Raw genomic sequence first — 22062 nt, 5'->3', positions numbered from 1 at the left:
GCATGGCTCTAGAAATTGCTATAACATTTTCTAAGCGAGTGACATCTGGCAACCGCGATACAGTCATGGCCACCATCGTCCATTGAAAATCAAGGTTCGCAGGGCAGTGAAAACGCTATAGAATAGTGGCGCGTCATCGTCCATCGCCCTCTTTATAGGTTTATTTTGCACAATAACTCCGCATTTTGTTATGTTCACCGTTGTCATTACCACCTATAACCGCCTCGACTTGCTCAAACGCGCCATTCAAACTTCCCTAGACCAGACCGTGGCCAGTGAGGTGCTGGTGGTGGATGATTGCTCTCAGGATGGGACAGCGGCCTACTGTGAAGGGTTGATGGCCAGTGAAACGCGGTTTCGCTATCTGCGCAACAACACCAATCAGGGCCATTCCCGCAGCGTCAACCGAGGCATTGAGGCCGCCCAAGGGGATTGGATTAAACTTTTAGATGATGATGATTATTTGGCCCCCAATTGTTTAGCACAGATGGAAAAGGCGATCGCCCTTTGCCCGACAGCGGTAATCTGCTCCTGCCAAGCTGCCCAAGTCAATGCTCAAGGGGTAGAACTCTCCCGTACCCCCATCACCGGGCCGGGGGAAATGTTCACCATCCCCCAAGGGGATATTCACTACGGAATGCTGATCGATGTGGTTCCCTTTGGTACGCCGGTACAGGTCGCTTTTCGTCGCGATGCCTTTATCCAAACCCAAGGCTGGGATTCCCATCTAGATACTAACTTCGATGATATTGATTCCTGGATGAAGCTAGCGGAACATGGCGATGCAGTGTTTATTAACCAATGTTTGACCTATCGCACCATTTGGCCCGGTGGCTATAACCATCGTTTGGCTTTAGGCGATCGCCTCACCGCCCATCTCGATCTTAAACAGGGCATCTATCACCGCATCCCCCCCCACCACCACCACCATTGCCCCCCCTTTGACCACATCGCCCAATACCTCAAACTCCACTGGAGTTTAGCCGCCCTCAAACAGCGAAAATTTACCCTCGCCCTCCAGTTAGCCGATGGGGCGTTGTTTTCCCTCCGGGCTTGGCAATTACTCTGGCAAATTCGCCAATGGCGGCGGAACCTGGCCCAACCGATGCCCCATGTGGAAAAACGGGTTTTAACCCCTTTACCTACCCCGGCAATCGGTTAAACTTGACGTTAATTTAGCTACCGTTGCGCGATCGCCTATCTTGATGATCCTATGTTGACCCAACCCATGCAAGAGATGCCTGTCCCCCCTGAAAAGGTTTCTGTTTTGGGTTTACCCCTCCATTTATCCCCAGATTATGCCCAATGGTGGCGATCGCGCCCCCAATCGGGTACACACATTATCACGCTCAACGCCGAAATGGCGATGCTGGCGGAGCGCACCCCCGAACTCGCCGCCATCCTCCATGGTGCAGATCTGATCGTCCCCGATGGTGCGGGGGTGATTTTCTACCTCTGGTTGCGGCGCAAAAAACAGCACCGTTGCCCCGGCATTGAATTGGCAGCGCAACTGATTGAGGAATTGGGCCGGGATGCCCAACCCCGTACCCTCGTCTTTTTTGGAGCAGCCCCGGAGGTAGCGGAAGTGGCGGCCCAAGGGTGGCGATCGCGCTTCCCCCGCCTGACGATCCACACCCAACACGGCTATTTAAACCCCGATGAGCAACGGGACTTTGCCCAACAATTAGCCCAATGGCAACCGGATCTGATCCTCGTTGGCCTTGGGGTTCCTCGCCAAGAATATTGGATCGCCCAACACCGCCACCTCTGCCCCCAGGCCACCTGGATCGGCATCGGCGGCAGCTTCGATATTTGGGCCGGCACAAAACAGCGGGCCCCCCGTTGGCTGCGGGAAAATCATCTCGAATGGCTCTACCGCCTGTATAAAGAACCCTGGCGCTGGCGGCGGATGCTTGTATTGCCCCATTTTGCTTGGCGATCGCTCTGGCCCTAATCCCACAATCCAACGCAAAACCATGACACCAAACCCTCACCCGCCAACAACACCGCCATCATTGATCGCATTGAAGTCAACATCAATAGCCCGATCGCAGCGGGTCAAATTCTCTTAACGTTACCAAAACTAATGGGTCTGAAGCCCCGCCCTTCCAGGGCGGCTTTTCTCGTCCAATTTATTTTATTGATCTAGTTTTCTCTTTCTGATGACCTTGAAGCTGCGGCGATCGCACTGGATCCCCAAGCCTTAACCGCCGTCAGTCTCGCCCAACGCCCGGACTATCTCACCAGCCTCCTCGCCCTCAATCTCGCCAGCCTTGAGCTTCAAGAAGCGGATCATGCTCGCCGCTGGCAATTGGATTTAGAAACCCGCTATGCCGATGCTACGGCCCAACAGTCGGATTTTACAGCGCAATTAATCTTGACCCAGCCCTTGGGGGAACGTAGCTGCCGCCAAGAAGCCTTTGAACGGAGTCGGATCGCTGCCTCAAACTGGCAAACGACCTGGCCCAACGGGAAACAGATATCCGGATTGAAATCGCCAATCAAGTTCGCCAAGTCCGGCTGCAATGGGAGCAATTGCAACTCGCCCGCCGCCAAGTGGAGTTAGCCAGTCAAGAACTCACCGCCCAAGAGGCGTTAATCCAGGCGGGCTAGGGAGATGCCTTTCGGCTCCAAGATGCCCAGCGGGAACTGTTAGCGGTGCGCAATGGAGAACTGGCCCAAAGGGTTAATTATTTTAACGCATTAACCCAATTGGATGAACTCCAAGGGATCACCTTGGAACGGTGGGGGATTCAACTGGATCCTGCCCGGTGATTGAGGATGGGATTGGGGAATGTCGGGAAGCGATCGCCCAGGGCCAGTGGGAAAATTGTAACCTAACGCAACATTCCATTAGTGGGATAGGCTAGACTTGGATTACAAATAATAAACTCCCTTTAACAGTTGATCGATTTTTACGTCAGTCGAGATGAGGTATTCCTTGATCCCCTGTCTGAGATCTTGATCTGCGATCGTCTTTTCGCAACCCCGACTTAATCCTGCTGCCCCGTTTCTCCCTTTTTATTGCGTTCTGGTGAAGACCATGCTGACTGACAATCACAGTATTCGTTACTATCAGCGTTTGACTGATGCTTTGGTGGATTTGTGGCGGAGAGGCGATCGCTACAGTGAACTCCAAATCTATATGGATGGTTACTTGGCCAGTTTGCGCCACAGTAACGCCCTCGAACCCTATTTAATCCATCGCCTGGAGGCAGAAGTGGCTCGCTTCCTCCGTGATCCTTCTAATTTTGAACTGGCGATGCCCCAAACCCAAACCGAAGCGGATTATTTGCGTTAACGCTCCCATCCTGATCCTCTCGCGGGCAACAATGCCCGCTTTTTTTGTGGCGGCTAAAACCCGGAGGGGCGAAATCCGGAGGGGCGAAACTCGGAGGGGCGAAATCCGGAGGGGCGAAAAATTTTTCGCCCCTACTGGGGCCAGGAGGGTTAGGGGGGATCAGCCTTGGATTTCATGGGCGAAATTTGTCCAGCGCACAAACCGGAATGGCCCGGCGACGGATCCCCAAACCTGTTCATCGGTGACGGGATCCCGACCGCGATCTAAACTGGTGAACTGTTGGGGATCAATTTCAAAGGAGCTATCTAAATAGGTTTCTTGACCCTTGCGCACCACTTTACAGGCTTTTCCCGGCTCCACATTGCCTTTAAAACTGTGGCCCGTCCAATGGACAATCATGTTACAACCGGGCATTTTATCGAGGCGATCGCCCCCCAAGGTTTTCAACCGTTCCGGCTCCCGACTCGCCCCATAAAATTCCGCTTCTTCCTTAACGGTATAATTGGCGATTTCAATATGATCCCCCACCACCTGTAAATTCAGCACCCGTAACCGATAGGGGCGATTAATCATATAGTCATAGGCCTGCTCCACAATTAAGCTGATTCCCTCTAAACCCGTGGCCGGAAGCGATCGCATACAGACGCGAATATGGGCATAAAAAGGCGGATTCTCATAGGCCTGCGCCTGATTGCTAAAGTCTGCCGACATCCAACGGGCCAGGGTGATGATATCTGTGGAGTGGGTCATGGGCTAAAGGGTTGAGTTTTAGTTAACCGGAAAAACAGGCATTGTGTCACCTGCTCCTCCCTAAAATTATCATCACTCACCACCACAAGCATCTGACTCCCATCGGCCAACTGGGGCCCCAGGGTCATCCCTTCAAGGTTATCCAAGGGAATGCCGAGGGTGGTGAAATCGAGGAGCAATTGCTTTTGGAGGGGTTGAACGGTGGTGAGTTCGCCCCCTAGGGTGGCAATGCGGGAGGTGTCGGTGGCATTGCCTGCCACGATTTGGAAAAGTTTGGTGGTGTAGCCGCTGAGGCCAAGGGAGCGTTCGAGGCTGAGGAAGTAGCCTTCGGTGTCGAGGGTGGCGATCGCGCTTAAACCATGGGCCACAGTTCCCGGTAAAGGCGGCTCTAATAAATAAAGGTTTTCTGAGACTAAGACAGGATCGCCAATGGGGTTAATCACATAATGGAGCAGGCGAATCCGCTCCTGTAGATCCTCGGTGGTGCGCCGCTGATCTTGGCTCAGGTAGGATTCCGGGGCGGTAAAGAGGCGAAAGGGGTCTTGATCAGATAAGCCCGTCCACTGTACCGCCAAGGCCTCAAAACCCAAATTATTGCGGATACCGTGGGGGGGGTCGGGGTCACGGATGGGAGTGGCGGGGAGGAAACGGGCGGGAATACGAACATTGCTCACGGCTTGGCCGGTGGTGAGGTCAAATTCCCCAATCCAAGGAGCAATGCCTTGGTTGATATCCCCCTCGCTGCTGATCATCACGGTATGGCGAGGGGTGAGGGCGATGTCTTCGGGGTCAAGGCTACCGGGGGGGAAGGGTTGCCCTTGGGCATCTTTGAGCAACGTCACCGCTTCGATCGCAATGCCTGAGGGGAGTTCCTGCCCCGATTCAGGGGGATCTAACCGCAGCGTATAGAAACGGGCGGGGGCCTGCTGGCTACGGTCATCGGAGAGGGCATAGAAGCGGCCAGTGGTGCGATCGTAGGTCAGCCCCGATAGGCCCCCGACCCTTGTCCCGGCAAATTCTAAGGAGGGGAGTTGAATTGCCCCTAAAAATTCGATATTGAGGGGGAGAAATTGCCGCACCTGGGCGAGGCTGGGGCTACAGGCGGTGAGGAGGAGACAAAGGCAAAGGAGGAGAAAACGCATGGCTTTAGGCGAGTTTAAGGGAATTCACCGGCACATCGTCCCAAGATTCAACGGTACGCATTTGGGCTGTCCAGCCGTCGGCCTGTTGTTGGGGGGTGAGGTTCTTCAAAAAGGAATCATGGCAATCCTGGGCGGCCTGTGGATCACAGCAGGCAATGCAGGCGTGTACCATCCCAGAGGGGTCGAGTTGCTCGTTAATCCAAATGGTCATGGTTATGCAAATAATAATGGTTCTAATCTACCCCCTTTTTTAAGGGGGTTAGATTTCCAGAACCCCCCTTTGTTAAGGGGGGGCAGGGGGGGATCCCTAAACAATTTCGGCGATCGCCTCCTTCGCCTCAGCATACTCATACTCAAACCCTAAATCTAACAATCCTTGGGGGATCACCTGCTGGCCTTCCAAAACCACGATCGCCCCATCCCCCAACAGCGCATCAATGACAAAATTCGGCACGGGCAACCAAGAGGGGCGATTCATCACCTGCCCCATCACCCGGCAAAATTCTCCCATGCGTAGGGGATGGGGGGCGGTGGCATTGTAAACCCCTGCCATTTGGGGATCTTCGAGGGCTTTAAGGATCACATTCACCACATCCTCCCGATGAATCCAGGAAAACCACTGTTTCCCCGAACCAATGGGGCCGCCAGCAAAGAGCTTAAAGGGGGGGATCATGCGGGCGATCGCCCCCCCATTGCCCAAGACAATCCCCAAACGCAAAATCACCAACCGCACCCCCGAAACCTTCACCTTTTGGGCTTCCCGCTCCCACCCCACACAAATCGAGGCAAGGAAATCCCGGCCGGCGGGGCTGGTTTCGGTAAACCGGGCAGTTTCGCTGGTGCCGTAGTAGCCAATGGCGGAGGCATTGATCAACACTTGGGGTTTAACAGTAGCCTGGGCAATGCCTGCTACGAGTTGGGCTGTCCCCTGGATGCGGCTTGATTGCAATTCCTGTTTACGAGCCGCCGTCCATCGCTCATCGGCAATGGGCGCACCGGCTAAATTCACCACTCCATCACAGCCCGATAGTTTTTGCTGCCAAGGGCCGGCAAATTTAGCGGTATATTCGACAATTTCGACGGTGGGGAAGCGATCGGGGGGGAAAACCTGCTGTGCTTTGAGGCGATCGCGACTAAACACAATCATTTCATGGCCCGCCGCCGCCAATTTTTCCACCAAACGACTCCCCACAAACCCTGTCCCGCCGGTAATGGCAATTTTCATAGTCTTTTTTATAAATCCGCGTCAGTTCTGGCCATGATACCAAGGAACTGATTCGCCTTTGGGTTCAGGGGGGGGCAGAGCCGCCTCGTAAAGTTGGGAGAGAAATGGCAGATTAGTAATCTCAGTGAGGAGCGACGGCTGATCATGCACCTGCTGGGACTATTGGTTGAGCGTTATTGCTCTACCCCTCTTTAATTATTTGTCAACCTGCGGAATGTTGATTGATCCGGTCTGACGCACCCTACGCTTTGGTTTTTAGGTGCAAGGGTTGCGCCCCTACGAATTTGTAAATCTGTAGGGGCGAAAAATTTTTCGCCCTCCGGTTTTCGCTTGATTGATACAAATAGTTTCATGACCTTTTCTCTCCAGTTGAATCAAAAACAATGGACAAAGCCTCAGCAAGGATAGCCTGCTTAATCGGTTTCGTTAAATAAGCATTCATCCCCGCTTCCAAACAAGCAAGGCGATCGCCCCCATCGTCATTAGCCGTCAACGCAATAATATAGGGCTGAACCGATGGGGGGAAATCTTGGCGGATCATTTGGGTTGCCGTGATCCCATCCATCTCCGGCATTTGCATATCCATTAAAATCACATCATAGGTATGGGTTGCCAAGGTATACAGCACCTCCAAACCATTAGCCACCACATCAGCACTATAACCCAATTGCTTAAGGTGCATCAGCAGCACCTTTTGATTGACGGGATTATCCTCAGCAATCAAAATGCGCAACGGCCGACCCGCAGGCAGAACATCATTGCGATCCGCTTGATCCAAATCAACCCCAGAACCAGAAGGAATCAGACAAGATTCAGCCTGAATCCACTGGGCATCAAGATGACGAGTTAAACAATGGATAACTTCTTGGGTTTGAAAAGGTTTGCGAATAAAATCATCACAGCCAACCGCTAAAATATTTTGACGATCCTCCTCAAAAGCGCTAGCCGTAAAAGCAACTATTTTCGGCAGCGAATCTAAACCCAGATTCCGAATACATTCAATAGCTGCAATCCCATCTAATTTAGGCATTTTAATATCCATAAAAATTAAATCAGGATGATGTTGGATAACTTGGGCGATCGCCTCCTCTCCATCCCGTGCCTCAAAAACCGTAAAACCCCAAAGCTCCAACAGCTTAACTAAGATTTCTCGATTTTCTGTCACATCATCCACCACCAAAATTCGGTAAGAGGGCTGTCCTGTCGCCAACTGCCAGCGGACTTTTTTCGAGTAGAATAGGTTATTTTGTTGCACTTCAAGATCTGCACAGCCAAGATCAAAAGTGAACATTGTTCCTTGCCCCACCTCACTCCTCACCTCTAGCTTGCCCCCCATCAACGCCACAAACTTCTGACTAATCGCCAACCCCAAACCCGTCCCCCCATTACTATTGCGGCCGCTTTCCGTTTGCACAAACGCTTCAAATAAATTCTCAATCTCTCCCTGGGCAATCCCCACCCCCGTATCCGTAATTGTAAATTGTAGCCGTTGGGAAGATTGACCATCGCTCCACTCTTTAACAATCCGTTCAACCCGTAAACTAACGCTACCGCTTTGAGTGAACTTAATCGCATTATTCAGCAAATTAATCAACACCTGCTGTAACTTCACCCCATCGGTTTGAATTAAGTTGGGAAGATCGGCAGCTTTGCGAATCTGCAAAGATAATCCTTTCGCTTCTGCTTGGGGTTTAAGCATGGTTTCTAAATCCTCAAGCAAAGGATGCAATTGAAGCTTACCAACATTCAAAATCATCCGCCCAGCTTCAATCTTAGAAAGATCTAAAATTTGGTTAATCAACGAAAGTAAATATTCACCACTCCGTTCAATAGTTTTAATATAGCTGCGATCCTCCGTCGAAAGATCATTACTACTCAATAACAGCATTGGATAGCCTAAAATCGCATTTAAAGGCGTGCGTAGTTCATGGCTCATATTCGCCAAGAAAATACTTTTAGCTCGATTGGCGGCTTCCGCTGCCTCTTTTGCCTCAATTAAATCCTTTTCAACCTGTTTGCGGCTAGTAATATCGGTCATTGTTCCCACAAACTTTTCCACTTCTCCCGCTTGATTACGAATGGGATGGCCTTGGGCATGAATAAAACGGAGATTTCCTTTTTGCGTGATAATCCGTAAGTCTGTATCAAAAGGTTCTCCTGCTAAAAAAGGGGCAAAGACGTATTTTTGATAATGCTCTTCATCGGGGAGATACAGTTGACAAACGGTTAAGTCGGGGCGAGGGGTGGGCATCATATCGATGGCTTCATAGATGTGATAAAGTTCCTCTGACCAAGTAACAGTTTGAGTTTTCGGATCAAATATCCAACTGCCCATGTGGGCAACCTTTTGGGCTTCAGTGAGGGCAATGGTTTTGAGGGCAACCTGTTCCTCTAACTCTCGGGTATAGTTTTGGCGCAGGACTTCGGCTTCTTGAAGCGCAATCATCATCGCTTGAAAAGATTGGAATAGGGTTTCCAGTTCGGCAATGCGGGTGTGCTGAATCCCTGGATTCTGTTTGTTGGTCATGAAATTTTGGCTAGCGATGGTGAGGCGAGAGAGCGATCGCGTGATCCGACGGGAAATCCAACGACTACTACTAATCGAAACAATCAGCGCAATGCCACAGAACAAAAGGGTGCGGCGGAGGCTTGCATAAATGGCCGCCATAAAATCCGATTCAGGCACAACGCTAATAATCTGCCAATCGATGCCTTTGCCATTTTGGTAGGGGGTAACGTTGACAAAATAGCGTTGGCGATCGCCTTTTTGCTTCAACCAACCCTGATGTTCAATATCAGGCACAGCCGCCGTAAATTGGAAATTCAGCGATTGACCGGGCTGTATGGTTTGCTGTTCCGTCAGCAACGCTTGCCCGACCCTCTGCGTTAACAGATTTTTACTCTCAGTGGCAGCTAAACGGGTTAAAATATACTCGTTACCCTCACGGATAATCGGTGCAACAACTTCTGATGTAGAAGTGGCTACCAATTCCCCTGTTTTCTCGATAATAAAGACCTGTCCTTGGGGTGAAAGGTTGAGTTGATCGAGAAACTGATTAATATCATTAAGCATGAGGGTAATATTAATCACACCTTGCAATTCTTTCCCTTTTTTAATCGGTTGAACAGCTACAATTGCCGGAACAGGGCTAACGGGAGTAACTCCCCCAACCCCATTTTATGCTACGCAAGCAGGACTAGAAAAACTCTTTAACCCCCTGACCAAAGGAGCCAGCGCGATCGCCCCCATGACCCAACAACCCCAGTGATCAGCAACGCCGAGGAACCGAGGCTAAGGCTGTCCCTAATCTTTCCTGCTGAATGGGTTTGGTGAGATAGTCGTTCATCCCCGCCTCTTCACAGGCGAGGCGATCGCCCCTATCATCATTGGCTGTCAGCGCAATAATATAGGGCTGAACCTCTGGCGGAAAATCTTGCCGGATCATTTCCGTGGTCGTGATACCATCCATTTCAGGCATTTCCATATCCATTAAAATCACATCATAGCTATTCATAACTAAGGTATAAAGCACCTCTAAACCATTGGCAACGACATCAGCCTTATAGCCGAGTTTTTCAAGATGAATGAACAATAGCTTTTGATTGACTAGATTATCTTCGGCAACGAGAATTTTTAACGGTTGAGATTGTTCCTTTTGATTCCCCTGGGGGTTTTCAGGATGCACAGCCACCCCAGCCGCTAAACCCAGCGATTCCCTTGGCATAAACTGAGCCTGAAGATGAACCGTTAAACAATTTAAAATATCCTGTTGTCGAAACGGTTTCCGAATAAAATCATCACAGCCTGCCGCTAAAATATTTTGACGATCCTCTTCAAAGGCACTAGCGGTAAAAGCAATCATTTTCGGTATGGAGTCTGAGGCTTCTTGATGAAGCCGTTGAATCGCTTCAATGCCGTTGAGTTTGGGCATTTTAATATCCATAAAAATGAGATCGGGGTGATGTTGGTGAACTTGGGCGATCGCCTCTTCCCCATCCCGCGCTTCAAACACCATCAAGCCCCACTTTTCTAACAGTTTGAGTAAAATTTCTCGATTTTCTGCCACATCATCCACCACCAAAATCCGGTAGGATGGCTCTCCGGTAGCTAATTGCCAACCCATGACGGCTGAGTCACCCTGACGATGGGGCTGCTCTTGTAAATCTTGCCATGCCAAATCAAACATAAATGTTGTCCCTTGCCCCACCGTACTGGCAACCTTTAACTCACCTCCCATCAATGCCACAAACTTCTGACTAATCGCCAACCCTAACCCCGTCCCGACATGACTATTGCGACCGCTTTCCGTTTGTACAAAAGCTTCAAATAAACTATCCAGTTCTGCCGGGGCAATCCCTACCCCTGTATCAGTAATTGTAAATTGTAGCTGCTGGGATGATCCCCCATTTGTCTGTTGTTTAACCAGGGTTTCAATGGTTAAGCTGACGCTACCTGTTTGGGTAAATTTAATCGCATTATTGAGGAGATTAATTAACACCTGTTGTAACTTCACGCCATCGGTTTGAATCAAGTTGGGAAGATCAGCGGATTTGTTAATTTGCAAAGATAATCCTTTGGCTTGGGCTTGGGGTTCCAGCATCGTTTGCAGATCAGCCAGCAAGGTATAAAGCTGAAGCTTGCCCATGTTCAACACCATGCGCCCCGCTTCAATTTTCGAGAGATCTAAAATTTGGTTAATCAGTGACAGTAAATATTCACCGCTGCGTTCAATGGTTTGCACATAACTGCGATCTTCCGCAGAAAGATTTTCACTATTGAGTAAAAGGGTGGGATAGCCCAAAATCGCATTTAAAGGCGTGCGCAGTTCATGGCTCATATTGGCTAAGAAAATGCTTTTCGCTTGGTTCGCGGCTTCCGCTGCTTCCTTTGCTTCAATTAGAGCCTGCTCCGTTTGTTTACGAGCGGTAATATCCGTTGTTGTGCCGATAAATTTGACGACTTTACCAGTATGATCATAAATCGGCTGGCCTTGAATATGGAGAAACCGAATATTGCCTTTATGGGTAATAATTTTGACATCCGTATCAAAGGGTTGGTTTGAGTGAACTCGATCCATGACATGACGTTGATAATGCTCTTGATCCTGGGGATGAATTTTCAGGATCTCCTGGTCTGGCCGTGATGTGCGGGGATAATCTTCTGCTTCGTGAATGCGATAAACTTCGTCTGACCAGGTGACGCTGTTATCCCTGAGATTGACTTCCCAGTTCCCGGTATGGGCAAGTCTCTGGGCTTCAGTGAGGGCAATAGTTTTCAGCGCCACCTGCTTTTCTAAATCTTGGGTATAGTTTTGGCGGAGAACTTCGGCTTCTTGGATGGCAACCATCATGGCCTGAAAAGATTGGGAGAGGGTTTCCAGTTCTGCAATGCGAGTGGGTTGAATGTCTTGATCCTGCTTTTGGGTCATGAAGTTTTGGCTCGCTTGGGTGAGGCGAGAGAGCGATCGCACAATCCGCCGCGCCAACCACAGACTGCTCGTAATCGAAAGGATCAGGGCAAATCCACAGAGGAGGAGGGTGCGTTGCACATTGGCATAGATATTCCTCATAAAATCCGACGCGGGGACAACGGCAATAATCAGCCAATCTAAGCCATAGGGATCTTGATAGGGAATGACGCGCAAATAGTAAGATTTACCTAAGGTTTCGACTAACTTCGGATCTGTCAGTGTTACGGTCAAATTTTGAGGGGTTTGAATGTCGGCAAAGTTCCCCAATTTTTGCTGGAGAACTTGGGCTGCTTCTCGGAGCATGGGGCGATCGCTCTCTAAGACAGATCGCCGCTCAAATTTCCCCCGATCTGGGTTTGCATTGCCTTCAGCAACAGGTAAAGAAATTGTAAAAGAGTCTTCCCCCATAGAATTGGCAATCATCAAGCCATTGCGTTCAATAATAAAAATTTCACTGTGTTCACTGATCGAGAGCGTCGCTAAAAATTTGTCAAGACGTTCAAGGGTAATATTTACACCAAAAACCCCCAGTAAATTTTGCTGCTGATCGTAAACGGGAGCAGCGGCATTAATCGTGAGTTGATTCGTGACTCCCAATTGAAATGGTTGGCTCCAAGCGGGTTGGCCCGCTTGGATGGCTTGACGATACCAGGGGCGTTGCTGTACGGGTATGTTCTCTACGGTTTGTCGGTATTCTCCCAATTCCCCCGCTGGCGTAATTCTGTAACTATGGAAGCGCGTGGGATCTTGTGGATCAGAATGTCCCGCTCCTAAAAACGGGAGGTCAGTCGGGATTGTCGGGGAACCAATCCGGATTTCCGTGGGAGTGATGAGATGAACGTATAAAAAATTTCCCTGTGGGCTGCCCCATAATAAAGTGCTGACTTCGGGATATTTTTGTTTGGTTAAAATTAAATAGCGGTGGAGTTCATCGAGATCATTTGGACTGATTTTACCAGACCTTAATTCTTTGACACTATTTTCGTTGATCTGATAGGGAATTTTCAGGTAATGGTTAAAATTATCAACAATGCGATCGCCCGTTTCTGTCATTAAGCGATGGGCAATGTCCCCTATCGCAGCGGAACCACTGCGATAGGAAAAATATCCCACCAATCCCACAATTCCCAAAACCTGGAGGACAAATTGCAGCGTTAAGATCAAGTGCAGCGGAATTTTTCTGTGCATCGGGCCTGGATAAGATGGCGATCAAAGTCACTCATGCCATCATGATTACCTGTCTCATGATGATTCTCTACTTTTCTATTCTATGGGCATCAGACAAGACTAGGGAGCTAAAGTACGCGAAAAATGTTAAGGAATGGGGAGGGCGATCGCCCGCTAAAATGAGAGAGCTTAAAGCTCCCGATAACCATGCTCGACCTCAAACAGATTCGCGAAAACCCGGATTTTGTCCAAGACCGCCTCAGTCGTCGCAGCGGGGACTATGCGATCGCCGCCCTCCTCCAGTTGGATCAACAACAGCGCGATCTGCAAACCACCCGCACCAACCTCCAAGCCCAGGGCAACACCACCGCCAAACGGATTAAGGAAAAAATCCAGAGCGGTGTAGACCCGAAAGGCCCCGAAATTGAGCAGATCAAAACCGAAGGGACTGCGATTAAGGCCGAACTAGCCAAACTGGATCCCCAAGAAAAAGCGATCAAGGCGGAAATTGAAACGATTTTACTTTCTCTGCCCAACCTGCCGAGCAACCAGACCCCCATCGGAGCCAACGAAACCGAAAACCTCGAAGTGGCCCGCTGGGGTGATGATTTAAAACCGCAATGGGAAAACCCCCGCCCCCATTGGGAAATCGGGGAGAGTTTGGGCATTTTAGAATTTAAACGGGCGGTGAAAGTGGCCCAGAGCCGTTTTGTCAACCTGATCGGCGCGGGGGCCGCCCTCGAACGGGCCTTAATTAGCTTCATGCTCGATCGCCAAACCGCCGCCGGTTATCTCGAAGTCATGCCTCCGATGCTGATCAACAGTACCAGCCTCACCAGTACCGGCCAACTGCCCAAATTTGCCGAAGAAAGCTTTCGCTGTGCCGAAGATGACCTCTGGCTCACCCCCACCGCCGAAGTCCCCCTCACCAACCTCTATCGGGATGAAGTTCTCGATAGCAACGAACTACCCATTTACCACTGTGCCTATACCCCCTGTTTCCGCCGCGAAGCCGGGAGCTATGGCAAAGATACGCGGGGACTGATCCGCCTCCACCAATTCAACAAAGTGGAAATGGTTAAACTCGTTCATCCCGACACCTCCGAGGCGGAACTGGAAACAATGCTAGGGAACGCCACCGCCATTTTAGAAGCCCTCGAACTCCCCTACCGCGTGTTAGAACTTTGCACCGGGGATCTGGGGTTTAGTGCGAGCCGCTGTTTTGATGTGGAGGTGTGGATGCCTTCTGCCAATACCTACCGGGAAATTTCCAGTTGCTCCAACTGCACCGATTTTCAAGCCCGACGGGGGAGCATTCGCTTTAAAACCCAAGGACAAAAGGGGACAGATTTTGTTCACACCCTCAATGGTTCCGGGTTGGCGGTGGGGCGCACGATGGCGGCATTATTGGAAAACTATCAACAGCCCGATGGCACGGTGAAAATCCCCGCCGCCCTCCAACCCTATTTTGGCCGGGAATCGATTTCCCAACCATCCCCAGGGCAATAGCTGCGGCTGATCCGGCCGTTGCTGTGGCGCAGGGGATAGTAACGCGCCCCGATGTCGCTACCATCGGGGTGATAGGGGTCGATGCCGATGCCATTGCGGCCCAGATCTACGCCGGAACTGTGGAGGTATTGGCCTTCGCCCAGATAGATGGCGACATGGGAAACTCTCAGCTTGCCGGGTTCTTGGAAAAAAATCAGATCCCCCCGTTGCAGATCGGGATCCTCAAGGGGATCGGTAAAGGCCGCCTGCTGATAGGAATCCCTCGGCAACCATACCCCTACTGAGGCAAAAGCGGCTTGGATCAAACCGGAACAGTCGTAATCGGGGGCCACCGTTCCCCCCCAGAGGTAGCAATGGGGTTGGGTCATGGCGGCTTGGGTGAAGGCGATCGCCCCCTCAATCCGCTCAACAATTTCCCCCCGCTCCAATCGCTCAGTTTGATAACGTTGCACCGCTGGCGTGAGTTTTCCCGCATCCCTCACGGCTAACCAAGCAATATAGTCATCCTCGCACAGTTGCACCTGTACCGACTGTTCAGTGAACATGAGCAGGCGCAACTGTCGCCCCGCTGCGGCCTGAGTGGCCAAACCCTGACAGGCTTCAGCGGTATAGAGGTTAAGATTTTCGAGGCAACGGTACTCCCCAGAGGGAGAGGGGGGAAAATGGGAAGAAGTTGGCATCATTCAAACAATTTCATGCTGTTTTTTCAAAAAGACCCGACCCTAGAGCAACAGGGTCACAACCTGTTAGAAGCGGTATGGGCTAAGTTTCCAGGACTGGCCCGCAATCAAATTGCGCTGACCTGGATCGTCTATGACGACCCGGTGATTGTCAATACCGGCGGCGCGATCTCAGCGGCGGAGTTTTGGCAATATCCCGTGCGGGGCTTTAGTTATCGGGGTGTAGAGCGGATTTATCCGGCGAGTGTGGTGAAATTATTCTACTTAGTGGCGATCCATGAATGGCTAGAAACGGAAATGGTGCAGGGTTCCCCCGAACTCGATCGCGCCATTGCAGACATGATCCGCGATTCTAGCAATGATGCCACTAGCCTCGTTTTGGATGTCCTCAGTGGCACCACCAGCGGCCCAGAATTGCCCCCCCAACTGTTCCAAACCTGGGCGCACCAGCGCAACATCGTCAACCGCTATTATCAAGCCCTCGGTTGGCAGGAGTTGCAGGGGGTGAACCTCAACCAAAAGCCTTGGGGGGATGGCCCCTATGGGCGGGAAAGGCAGTTTTTGGGGGAGGCGTTGGAAAACCGCAATATGCTGACCACCGATGCGATCGCCCGTCTCCTCCATGGCATTATCGGGGGGGTAGCGGTATCCCGCGATCGCTCTAAAACAATGATGCAACTCCTGAGGCGATCGCTCCAACCCGTAGAGCTACCGCCAGGGGAAGAAAATCAAGTGATGGGGTTCTTAGGGGAAGGCCTGCCCAGTCAAGCCAAACTCTGGTCTAAAGCGGGCTGGACTTCCCGCGTCCGCCACGATGCCGCCTATATTGAAGTCCCCTATGCCCAGCCCTATCTATTAGTGGTATTCACCGAAGGCCGCCTCAACAGCCAAAACCGGGAAATTTTACCCACCCTTTCCCATTTGGTTTTACAAAAAATGGCGGATTTAACCCCCTAAGGGATGGGAATCTGAGCAGGGTGGCGGGAATTATCTTTTCCTAAACCCAAAAAGATAGTGATACAGTAGCGATCGCCAGTTTGTTTGCCGTTTATGTACACCACAGCTCCATGAACATATCTCCCTCGATGAAAGCGGATATTTTAGTGGTTGATGATACTCCAGATAATATTCGCTTTTTGTCATCAATTTTAACCGAAGAAGGCTATAGTGTGCGGCCGGCAATTAGTGGCAAAATTGCCCTAAGGGCGGCCCAAACGATCACGCCGGATCTGATTCTGCTGGATATTAATATGCCGGATATGGATGGCTATCAGGTGTGTAGAACCTTGAAGAAAGATCCTGTGACTCAAAATGTGCCGGTGATTTTTCTCAGTGCTTTAGATGATATTCAAGATAAAGTTAGAGCCTTTCAAGTGGGGGGCAATGATTATATTAGTAAGCCCTTTCAATTGGAAGAGGTGCTCGCCCGTATTGCCAATCAGTTAACGATTAATCATCTGCAAAAACAAGTTCACGAACGGAACCACGAACTCGAAGCAACCCTCGAACAACTTAAAACCACTCAAGTTCAACTGATTCAAAGTGAAAAAATGACCGCCTTGGGGCAGTTGGTGGCGGGCATTGCCCATGAAATTAATAACCCCATCAGCTTCATTTATGGCAATATTACCCCCGCCATGGATTATGTTCAAGATCTCCTCGATTTAATCGCCCTCTATCAACGGGAATATCCGCAACCGAAAGAGGCGATCGCCCATCAACTCGAAGACCTCGACCTCGACTTCCTCACCGAAGACCTCGCCAAAATCATGACCTCCATGAAAACCGGGGCGGATCGCATTCGTAACATTGTTGTGGGGTTGCGGAACTTCTCCCGATTAGATGAAGCCGGTTGCAAAAAAGCCAACCTCGAAGAAGGGTTAGAAAGTGCGATCGCCGTCCTGCGATCGCGCCTCGAACCCGAAGACCAGCCCCCCATCACCATCACCCGCCAATATCAACCCCTCCCCCCCATTTATTGCTACCCCGCCCAACTCAACCAGGTCTTTTTTAATCTCTTCGCCAACGCCATTGACACCATTCGCCAACGGTTAACCACCGTTCCCACCCCCCCCGGCCAAATTACCATCACCACCGCCGTCACCCCCGACTCCCTCACCATCACCATTGCCGATAATGGCATGGGCATGGATACCGAAACCCAAGCCCAACTGTTTAACCCCTTTTTCTCCACCAAACCCATCGGCCAAGGCACAGGTCTGGGCCTACCCATTTGTTATCAAGTCATCACCGCCACCCATAACGGCACAATTGCCGTCACCTCCGCACCGGGCCAAGGCAGCCAATTCAAGCTAACCCTCCCAAGCAACTTAACCCCCATCGACCCTGAACCTGCCGAAAAATCTTGATAGGATGTTAATCACAGTTCCGGGTGAAGGCAATCTTGAACCGCAATCTGCCTACCTAGACAAGCTCGGTTTTTGGAACAGAAGATGGATCTCAATCAACTGCTGTTTTGGACGGTGTGCCTGTCCTGCGTTACCTTTGTGTTCCGAGCCATGCGAGCCGCGTCAGCCCATCCCTCGCCCCAGAGCCGAGGCTGGGCCTGGGTGGCAACGGCTATTTTAGGGCTAACCTTAATCTTCAGTTATCTGTTCCCCGCTTGGGCTGGGTTGATTGGCGGTAGTTTATGGTTGCTCTTTTTGCTCATTCCTCTCTTCGGGTTTGCCCATGTCAATCAACTGATTAGCCAAGAACGCTACGGGGCCGCCCGCCGCTGGACGCTGGTTTTGCGCTGGCTCCATCCCATTGATGGCTGGTTTGAGCAACCCCAAATTTTAAAAGCCTTGGAAATGGGCCAACAGGGGCAAATTCCCCCCGCTTGGCAACACCTGCACCCCCGCCTTGCCCACAATGCGACGGTGTTTCGCCTCCGCCGCGCCGCCGCCTGGCCGGAACTGTTGCAATGGCTCGAAACCCATGTCACGAATCCAGAGTTGCGCCAAGACCCTCCCCTGATCACCGATTATCTCCGGGCCTTGGGGGAAACCGGCGATCTTAATCGCCTCGTTTTTGGCCTGCAACAGTATGAACGAGATTTGCAGCGGGGGGGGATGGTGTCGTTAAATTTGGCGCGGCTGTTGGTGTTGGCCTTCTGTGGCCAAACCGGAGCCGTTCATCTCCTCCTCCAACAGGGCCATTATGGCCGGGACACCCAAGCCTTTTGGCGATTGACGGCCCAAGGCGTTGCCCAGCCTTCGCCTCAGGTGGTTGCCGGTTTTAAGGCCCTCCAAGCCCAGCACCCAGCGGGGGGATTAGATGAGGCGATCGCCTGGCGATTGGCCCATCCCCCCGTTAACCCCGCAACCTGCCTCACCCCCGCCGCCTCCCTGGTGCTCCAACGTCTCCACCGGGAAATTAAGCAGGAAATCCGCTATGGCCAGGGGCTAACGTTGATCCCCTCTCGCCCCCCTTGGATCACCTACGGCTTCGTCGCCCTCAATCTCGCCTATTTTGCCCTCCAAATCCACCAGGGGGGAAGCCAAGACCCCGCCACACTTGATCGCCTCGGCGCATTAATTCCGGTGGCGGTACGCTTTGGGGAATGGTGGCGACTGTTGGCGGCGAATTTCCTCCATTATGGTTGGCTCCATTTGGCGGTGAATCTGTTGGGTTTGTATTTGTTGGGGCCGTTTGTGGAGTTTCATTTGGGGCGATGGCGCTATGGCTGGCTCTATTTGGGGTCGGGGGTGGGGGCGATGCTCGTTTATACAGCCCTGGCCTTTGTGACGGGGGATGAACAGGTGCGCTTGGTGGGGGCATCGGCGGCAATTATGGGGCTGTTGGGGGCGATTGTGGCGATTTTGCTCCGGGGTTGGTGGGGGGAGGGGAGTGCGATCGCTGCCCAACGGTTAAAAATGTTCCTCGGAATCATTGTGCTGCAACTCACCGTCGATTTCTTCATTCCGGAGGTGAGCGGTTTGGCCCATGGTTTGGGCCTGATTTGGGGGTTTACCTTGGGAAGTTTATTATTGATGCGATCGCAGGATTAAACCATGGCCTACCCAATCATTCGCACTATTTTGGTGCTCTCCCTCCTCGGCATTGCCCTCCCCGTACCAGCGGCCCCCCTCCCTGAACCGCCCCTAACCTTGGCCCAACGCCGTCCCCGCGCCGCCGAAGATTACCTCAACCCCCTCGATATCCCCCCCCACACCGATCCCCTCCTCCCTGATCGCCTCCGCCAAGCAACCCCACCCCGACGGCCCACCCCCTTACCCCCCCTAGAACCGGCGGAACAGGCCCAACTGGCGCGGGATCTGGTGGATTTAGCCACCGAGGCCCAAGCCGCCTTTGATGGGGATCAGCGAGAATTGGCCTATGAATTGTGGTTTCGGGAATTGCGGCTCCGGCGGTTGTTGGGGCCCCTGGCCGAAGTGGAGGCTTTAGCGCGGGTGGGGGGGATAGCCTGGGAAGAAAGCCGCAGTAAAGATGTGGCGGCGATTTCCAGCCGGTTAGAAGCCATTGAAGCCGCCCATGGGGAAGATTTAGCCCTGATCCGGGCCTTGGGTGTGGCCTATGCCCAGGTGCGCCTTTATCCCAACGCCATCGCCATGTATGAAGCACAGTTGGCCGCTTTACCCGCTAATGCCCTCAATCAACGCACCGCCCTGTTAAAAACGGTGGCGGCCTTACATCAGGGTTGGTTTCAATTTGATCGGGCCATTGAGGTGTATCAGGAATTGTTAGGGGTGGCGCGATCGCAATTTGATCTCGATAATATTCAAAATTATCTAGCAGAATTAGCCCATCTTTATGATGAAACGGAACAATGGGAAGAGGCGATCGCCACCCGTGAAAGCCTTTTTCTCGCCTATGGAGAAAAGCAACGTTTAGAACAATTAGCCCCCCTGCGGATGGCGATGGCCGCCAATTACCTCGCCCTAGGAAATGGGGAACAGGCCAGCGAACTCTACCAACAAGCCTTTACCCTCGCTTGGGCTGCCCAGCAATACGCCTACGCGGGGGATGCCCTCGATGCCTTAGCCGCCCTTTACAGCGATTATGGTCAAATCGATGAGGCGATCAATCTCTATCAAGAGCGCATCAAAGCCGCCCAATATGCCTACGACCGCTACGCCGTCATGGAAACCTATGATCGCATCGCCCAATTGCACCGTCGCCAAGGCAACTATACCGCCGCCCTCAACGCCCTGCGATCGGGCCGAGAGGTGGCGTTAGAGTTGGGTCATCGGGAGGGCTATTTTGAGGAGGCCATGGAGTTAGTGATTCAGGAGCAATTTGAGGGAAATTAAGGGGGTGCATCTCACTTTTACATTTTACGACTGTTGAGCTAATACCAATGGTCTAAATGGGAACTACACATAAAGTGATTCAGGGAGAGGGCTTAAGCCCTTTGTTCTGTCGCTTGACTTGGGAGAATTGGTATTAGGTAAATATCGAACAACCTGTAATTTTGCCACACCATGCTGCCTAATCTTCTTTTGCTTCACTCCTGAAGGGCATTAGGATTATGCCTTGGAGCAATGCACCAACAAAGCCAGCAAGAGCAAATGTGACTAAACCATAGGGATAACGGATCGAAATGCCCGGTACAATTCTTGTGGATAACCACCCAAAAACAATATTGATGGCTAGGGTGGCGATTAAAAGAATCACGATACAGGGATATTCAAGGGATGGGGGTAAACTCTCCAAGAAAATTTTCATGTTAGGGATATGGGGAAATATACCCGCCCAACTGAGTTGAATTTGCTTGAGGATGGATGCCCAGACAGCCCACATGGTTTTGAAAATTCCATAGGTCACTGCTGCTAATAATGGAGTAATCATTAAACCACTGTGGGGAATGATGCTACCCAATGTGGCAATCATCCAAGGAATGAGCGGAAAGGTGATGATGCTCACCAATACGGTAAGGAGCGATCGCCTATTTACCGGCAGCGTTTTTAATGGTTCGCCAAACTCTTTTTGAGCCGCTTGAGGGAAATAAAAGACGATCAACGCCGTGGCAAAAAGCGTTAAAGGATCGGATATTTTTACGCCGGGCAGGAAGGATTGGGCTAACCACAGTAAACCCCAAATGATGCCATAACCGATCAAGTTTGTCACGAACCAGGTCAGCCAACTTTGCCCAAACTTTTGAAGTTTTGCCAGCCAGCCATGACTTGTATCAAGCAAATTTAACACCCGAAGGAGGACTAATTTAGGGAGAATTGGTAGTATCCCGGCGGTGATTACGGTTTGGATTGCCAAGATCACTAAACTCAAAAGGAGGATGGCGGGGAATGAAATTTGTAAGCCGGGTAAAATAAGGGTGGCGAGGGTGAAAGCGATCACCACCCAAGGTAGAGAAAATAGAAACAAGGCAAAGAAAAAGAATAAGTACATTGATTGAAGATTGAAGGGTTTAATAATGGATCTTTCTGGGTTTTCAACGTTTAAGGTGATCAGCTAAAGGGCATATCGAAAAAAAGAAAAAACTGAGCCCCCAGGGAAAAATGTGAGAGGTTAGAGGAGGAAGACTCAGGGAAAAAAGCTCATGGCAAAAGGATTTGGTCGAATCAAGCGCCGCCGAAAAACCTCGAAACGTCAATGGACAGACTGATTGTACTCGATACACTCATCCCGTGGAATATCTTTGGGGAGTCCTTATTGATGCCAAGTATAAGTTCATTCGTGTTCATGCCGTGACGGATGCCTCGGTAGATGACTCCCAGATGTTTGCCCATGTGTTAGATATCGACAATGAGTCGGATGAGATTTGGGCCGACAGTGCCTACGCCAGTGCGAAGCGGGAAGAGGTGTTAGGGATATTGGGGTACAAAAGTCATAT

Annotated in this window: 16 protein-coding genes; 8 read left to right on the top strand and 8 right to left on the bottom strand. The window is 51.2% G+C overall.

Features of this window, described 5'->3' with window-relative positions:
* Positions 1 to 190: 190 nt before the first annotated feature.
* From VB712_RS15840 to VB712_RS15830, 3 genes are all read left to right on the top strand, one after another.
* A complete protein-coding gene (locus VB712_RS15840; protein WP_323256451.1) occupies positions 191 to 1162 on the top strand; it encodes a glycosyltransferase family 2 protein in 972 nt (323 codons plus the stop codon).
* Between the two features lie 51 nt (positions 1163 to 1213).
* The gene (locus VB712_RS15835; protein ID WP_323256449.1) at positions 1214 to 1954 is read left to right on the top strand and encodes a WecB/TagA/CpsF family glycosyltransferase; all 741 of its coding nucleotides are present in this window, start codon (positions 1214 to 1216) and stop codon (positions 1952 to 1954) included.
* Positions 1955 to 3043: 1089 nt separating this feature from the next.
* The gene (locus VB712_RS15830; RefSeq protein ID WP_323256447.1) at positions 3044 to 3301 is read left to right on the top strand and encodes a DUF6761 family protein; all 258 of its coding nucleotides are present in this window, start codon (positions 3044 to 3046) and stop codon (positions 3299 to 3301) included.
* 159 nt (positions 3302 to 3460) lie between these two features.
* Here VB712_RS15830 and VB712_RS15825 read toward each other — a convergent pair whose 3' ends face one another.
* From VB712_RS15825 to VB712_RS15800, 6 genes are all read right to left on the bottom strand, one after another.
* Positions 3461 to 4051 (bottom strand): chromophore lyase CpcT/CpeT, encoded by a 591-nt coding sequence (locus VB712_RS15825; protein ID WP_323256445.1) that lies wholly within the window; start codon positions 4049 to 4051, stop codon positions 3461 to 3463.
* The gene (locus VB712_RS15820) at positions 4048 to 5193 is read right to left on the bottom strand and encodes an esterase-like activity of phytase family protein (protein ID WP_323256443.1); all 1146 of its coding nucleotides are present in this window, start codon (positions 5191 to 5193) and stop codon (positions 4048 to 4050) included. The genes VB712_RS15825 and VB712_RS15820 overlap by 4 nt, the downstream gene beginning before the upstream one ends.
* 4 nt (positions 5194 to 5197) lie before the next feature.
* Positions 5198 to 5404, bottom strand: a complete 207-nt coding sequence (locus VB712_RS15815; protein ID WP_323256442.1) for a glycogen debranching protein — start codon at positions 5402 to 5404, stop codon at positions 5198 to 5200.
* A gap of 96 nt (positions 5405 to 5500) precedes the next feature.
* Positions 5501 to 6418 carry a TIGR01777 family oxidoreductase gene (locus VB712_RS15810; RefSeq protein WP_323256440.1) on the bottom strand — a complete coding sequence of 306 codons (918 nt, stop codon included), beginning with the start codon at positions 6416 to 6418 and terminating at the stop codon, positions 5501 to 5503.
* Positions 6419 to 6767: 349 nt separating this feature from the next.
* The gene (locus VB712_RS15805; RefSeq protein WP_323256438.1) at positions 6768 to 9491 is read right to left on the bottom strand and encodes a hybrid sensor histidine kinase/response regulator; all 2724 of its coding nucleotides are present in this window, start codon (positions 9489 to 9491) and stop codon (positions 6768 to 6770) included.
* A 196-nt stretch (positions 9492 to 9687) separates the two neighbouring features.
* Positions 9688 to 13077, bottom strand: a complete 3390-nt coding sequence (locus VB712_RS15800; protein WP_323256436.1) for a response regulator — start codon at positions 13075 to 13077, stop codon at positions 9688 to 9690.
* Between the two features lie 186 nt (positions 13078 to 13263).
* On the opposite strand from VB712_RS15800, the gene serS reads away from it, so the two are divergent.
* Complete coding sequence (gene serS, locus VB712_RS15795; protein ID WP_323256434.1) at positions 13264 to 14565, top strand: serine--tRNA ligase; 1302 nt, start codon at positions 13264 to 13266, stop codon at positions 14563 to 14565.
* Here the strand turns inward: serS and VB712_RS15790 are convergent.
* Complete coding sequence (locus tag VB712_RS15790) at positions 14520 to 15245, bottom strand: C40 family peptidase (protein ID WP_323256432.1); 726 nt, start codon at positions 15243 to 15245, stop codon at positions 14520 to 14522. The two genes, serS and VB712_RS15790, sit on opposite strands and share 46 nt — an antisense overlap.
* 15 nt (positions 15246 to 15260) lie before the next feature.
* Here VB712_RS15790 and VB712_RS15785 point away from each other — a divergent pair, with 15 nt between their 5' ends.
* The 4 genes from VB712_RS15785 to VB712_RS15770 all read left to right on the top strand — a co-directional run bounded on the left by VB712_RS15785 (position 15261) and on the right by VB712_RS15770 (position 20521).
* Positions 15261 to 16202 carry a serine hydrolase gene (locus VB712_RS15785; protein ID WP_323256430.1) on the top strand — a complete coding sequence of 314 codons (942 nt, stop codon included), beginning with the start codon at positions 15261 to 15263 and terminating at the stop codon, positions 16200 to 16202.
* A gap of 110 nt (positions 16203 to 16312) precedes the next feature.
* Positions 16313 to 17614 carry a sensor histidine kinase gene (locus tag VB712_RS15780; RefSeq protein WP_323256428.1) on the top strand — a complete coding sequence of 434 codons (1302 nt, stop codon included), beginning with the start codon at positions 16313 to 16315 and terminating at the stop codon, positions 17612 to 17614.
* Between the two features lie 84 nt (positions 17615 to 17698).
* On the top strand, positions 17699 to 19258 hold the full coding sequence (locus VB712_RS15775; protein ID WP_323256426.1) for a rhomboid family intramembrane serine protease: 1560 nt from the start codon (positions 17699 to 17701) through the stop codon (positions 19256 to 19258).
* A 3-nt stretch (positions 19259 to 19261) separates the two neighbouring features.
* Positions 19262 to 20521 carry a hypothetical protein gene (locus tag VB712_RS15770; RefSeq protein WP_323256424.1) on the top strand — a complete coding sequence of 420 codons (1260 nt, stop codon included), beginning with the start codon at positions 19262 to 19264 and terminating at the stop codon, positions 20519 to 20521.
* 178 nt (positions 20522 to 20699) lie between these two features.
* Here the strand turns inward: VB712_RS15770 and VB712_RS15765 are convergent, their stop codons facing one another.
* Positions 20700 to 21593, bottom strand: coding sequence for a hypothetical protein (locus tag VB712_RS15765; protein ID WP_323256422.1), 894 nt, complete (start codon positions 21591 to 21593; stop codon positions 20700 to 20702).
* Between the last annotated feature and the right edge of the window lie 469 nt (positions 21594 to 22062).

The organism is Spirulina sp. CCNP1310 (assembly GCF_034932185.1).
GTDB lineage: Bacteria > Cyanobacteriota > Cyanobacteriia > Cyanobacteriales > Spirulinaceae > Spirulina.
Note: the sequence above shows the minus strand (reverse complement) of the source record. Positions and strands in the feature narration are given on the sequence as shown.

Coding starts and splice junctions, on each gene's coding strand:
- VB712_RS15800 (WP_323256436.1), bottom strand. CDS start 13,077: ATGCACAGAAAAATTCCGCTGCACTTGATCTTAACGCTGCAATTTGTC.
- VB712_RS15815 (WP_323256442.1), bottom strand. CDS start 5,404: ATGACCATTTGGATTAACGAGCAACTCGACCCCTCTGGGATGGTACAC.
- VB712_RS15770 (WP_323256424.1), top strand. CDS start 19,262: ATGGCCTACCCAATCATTCGCACTATTTTGGTGCTCTCCCTCCTCGGC.
- VB712_RS15785 (WP_323256430.1), top strand. CDS start 15,261: ATGCTGTTTTTTCAAAAAGACCCGACCCTAGAGCAACAGGGTCACAAC.
- VB712_RS15780 (WP_323256428.1), top strand. CDS start 16,313: ATGAACATATCTCCCTCGATGAAAGCGGATATTTTAGTGGTTGATGAT.
- VB712_RS15790 (WP_323256432.1), bottom strand. CDS start 15,245: ATGCCAACTTCTTCCCATTTTCCCCCCTCTCCCTCTGGGGAGTACCGT.
- VB712_RS15820 (WP_323256443.1), bottom strand. CDS start 5,193: ATGCGTTTTCTCCTCCTTTGCCTTTGTCTCCTCCTCACCGCCTGTAGC.
- VB712_RS15775 (WP_323256426.1), top strand. CDS start 17,699: ATGGATCTCAATCAACTGCTGTTTTGGACGGTGTGCCTGTCCTGCGTT.
- VB712_RS15810 (WP_323256440.1), bottom strand. CDS start 6,418: ATGAAAATTGCCATTACCGGCGGGACAGGGTTTGTGGGGAGTCGTTTG.
- VB712_RS15825 (WP_323256445.1), bottom strand. CDS start 4,051: ATGACCCACTCCACAGATATCATCACCCTGGCCCGTTGGATGTCGGCA.
- VB712_RS15835 (WP_323256449.1), top strand. CDS start 1,214: ATGTTGACCCAACCCATGCAAGAGATGCCTGTCCCCCCTGAAAAGGTT.
- VB712_RS15840 (WP_323256451.1), top strand. CDS start 191: ATGTTCACCGTTGTCATTACCACCTATAACCGCCTCGACTTGCTCAAA.
- serS (WP_323256434.1), top strand. CDS start 13,264: ATGCTCGACCTCAAACAGATTCGCGAAAACCCGGATTTTGTCCAAGAC.
- VB712_RS15830 (WP_323256447.1), top strand. CDS start 3,044: ATGCTGACTGACAATCACAGTATTCGTTACTATCAGCGTTTGACTGAT.
- VB712_RS15805 (WP_323256438.1), bottom strand. CDS start 9,491: ATGCTTAATGATATTAATCAGTTTCTCGATCAACTCAACCTTTCACCC.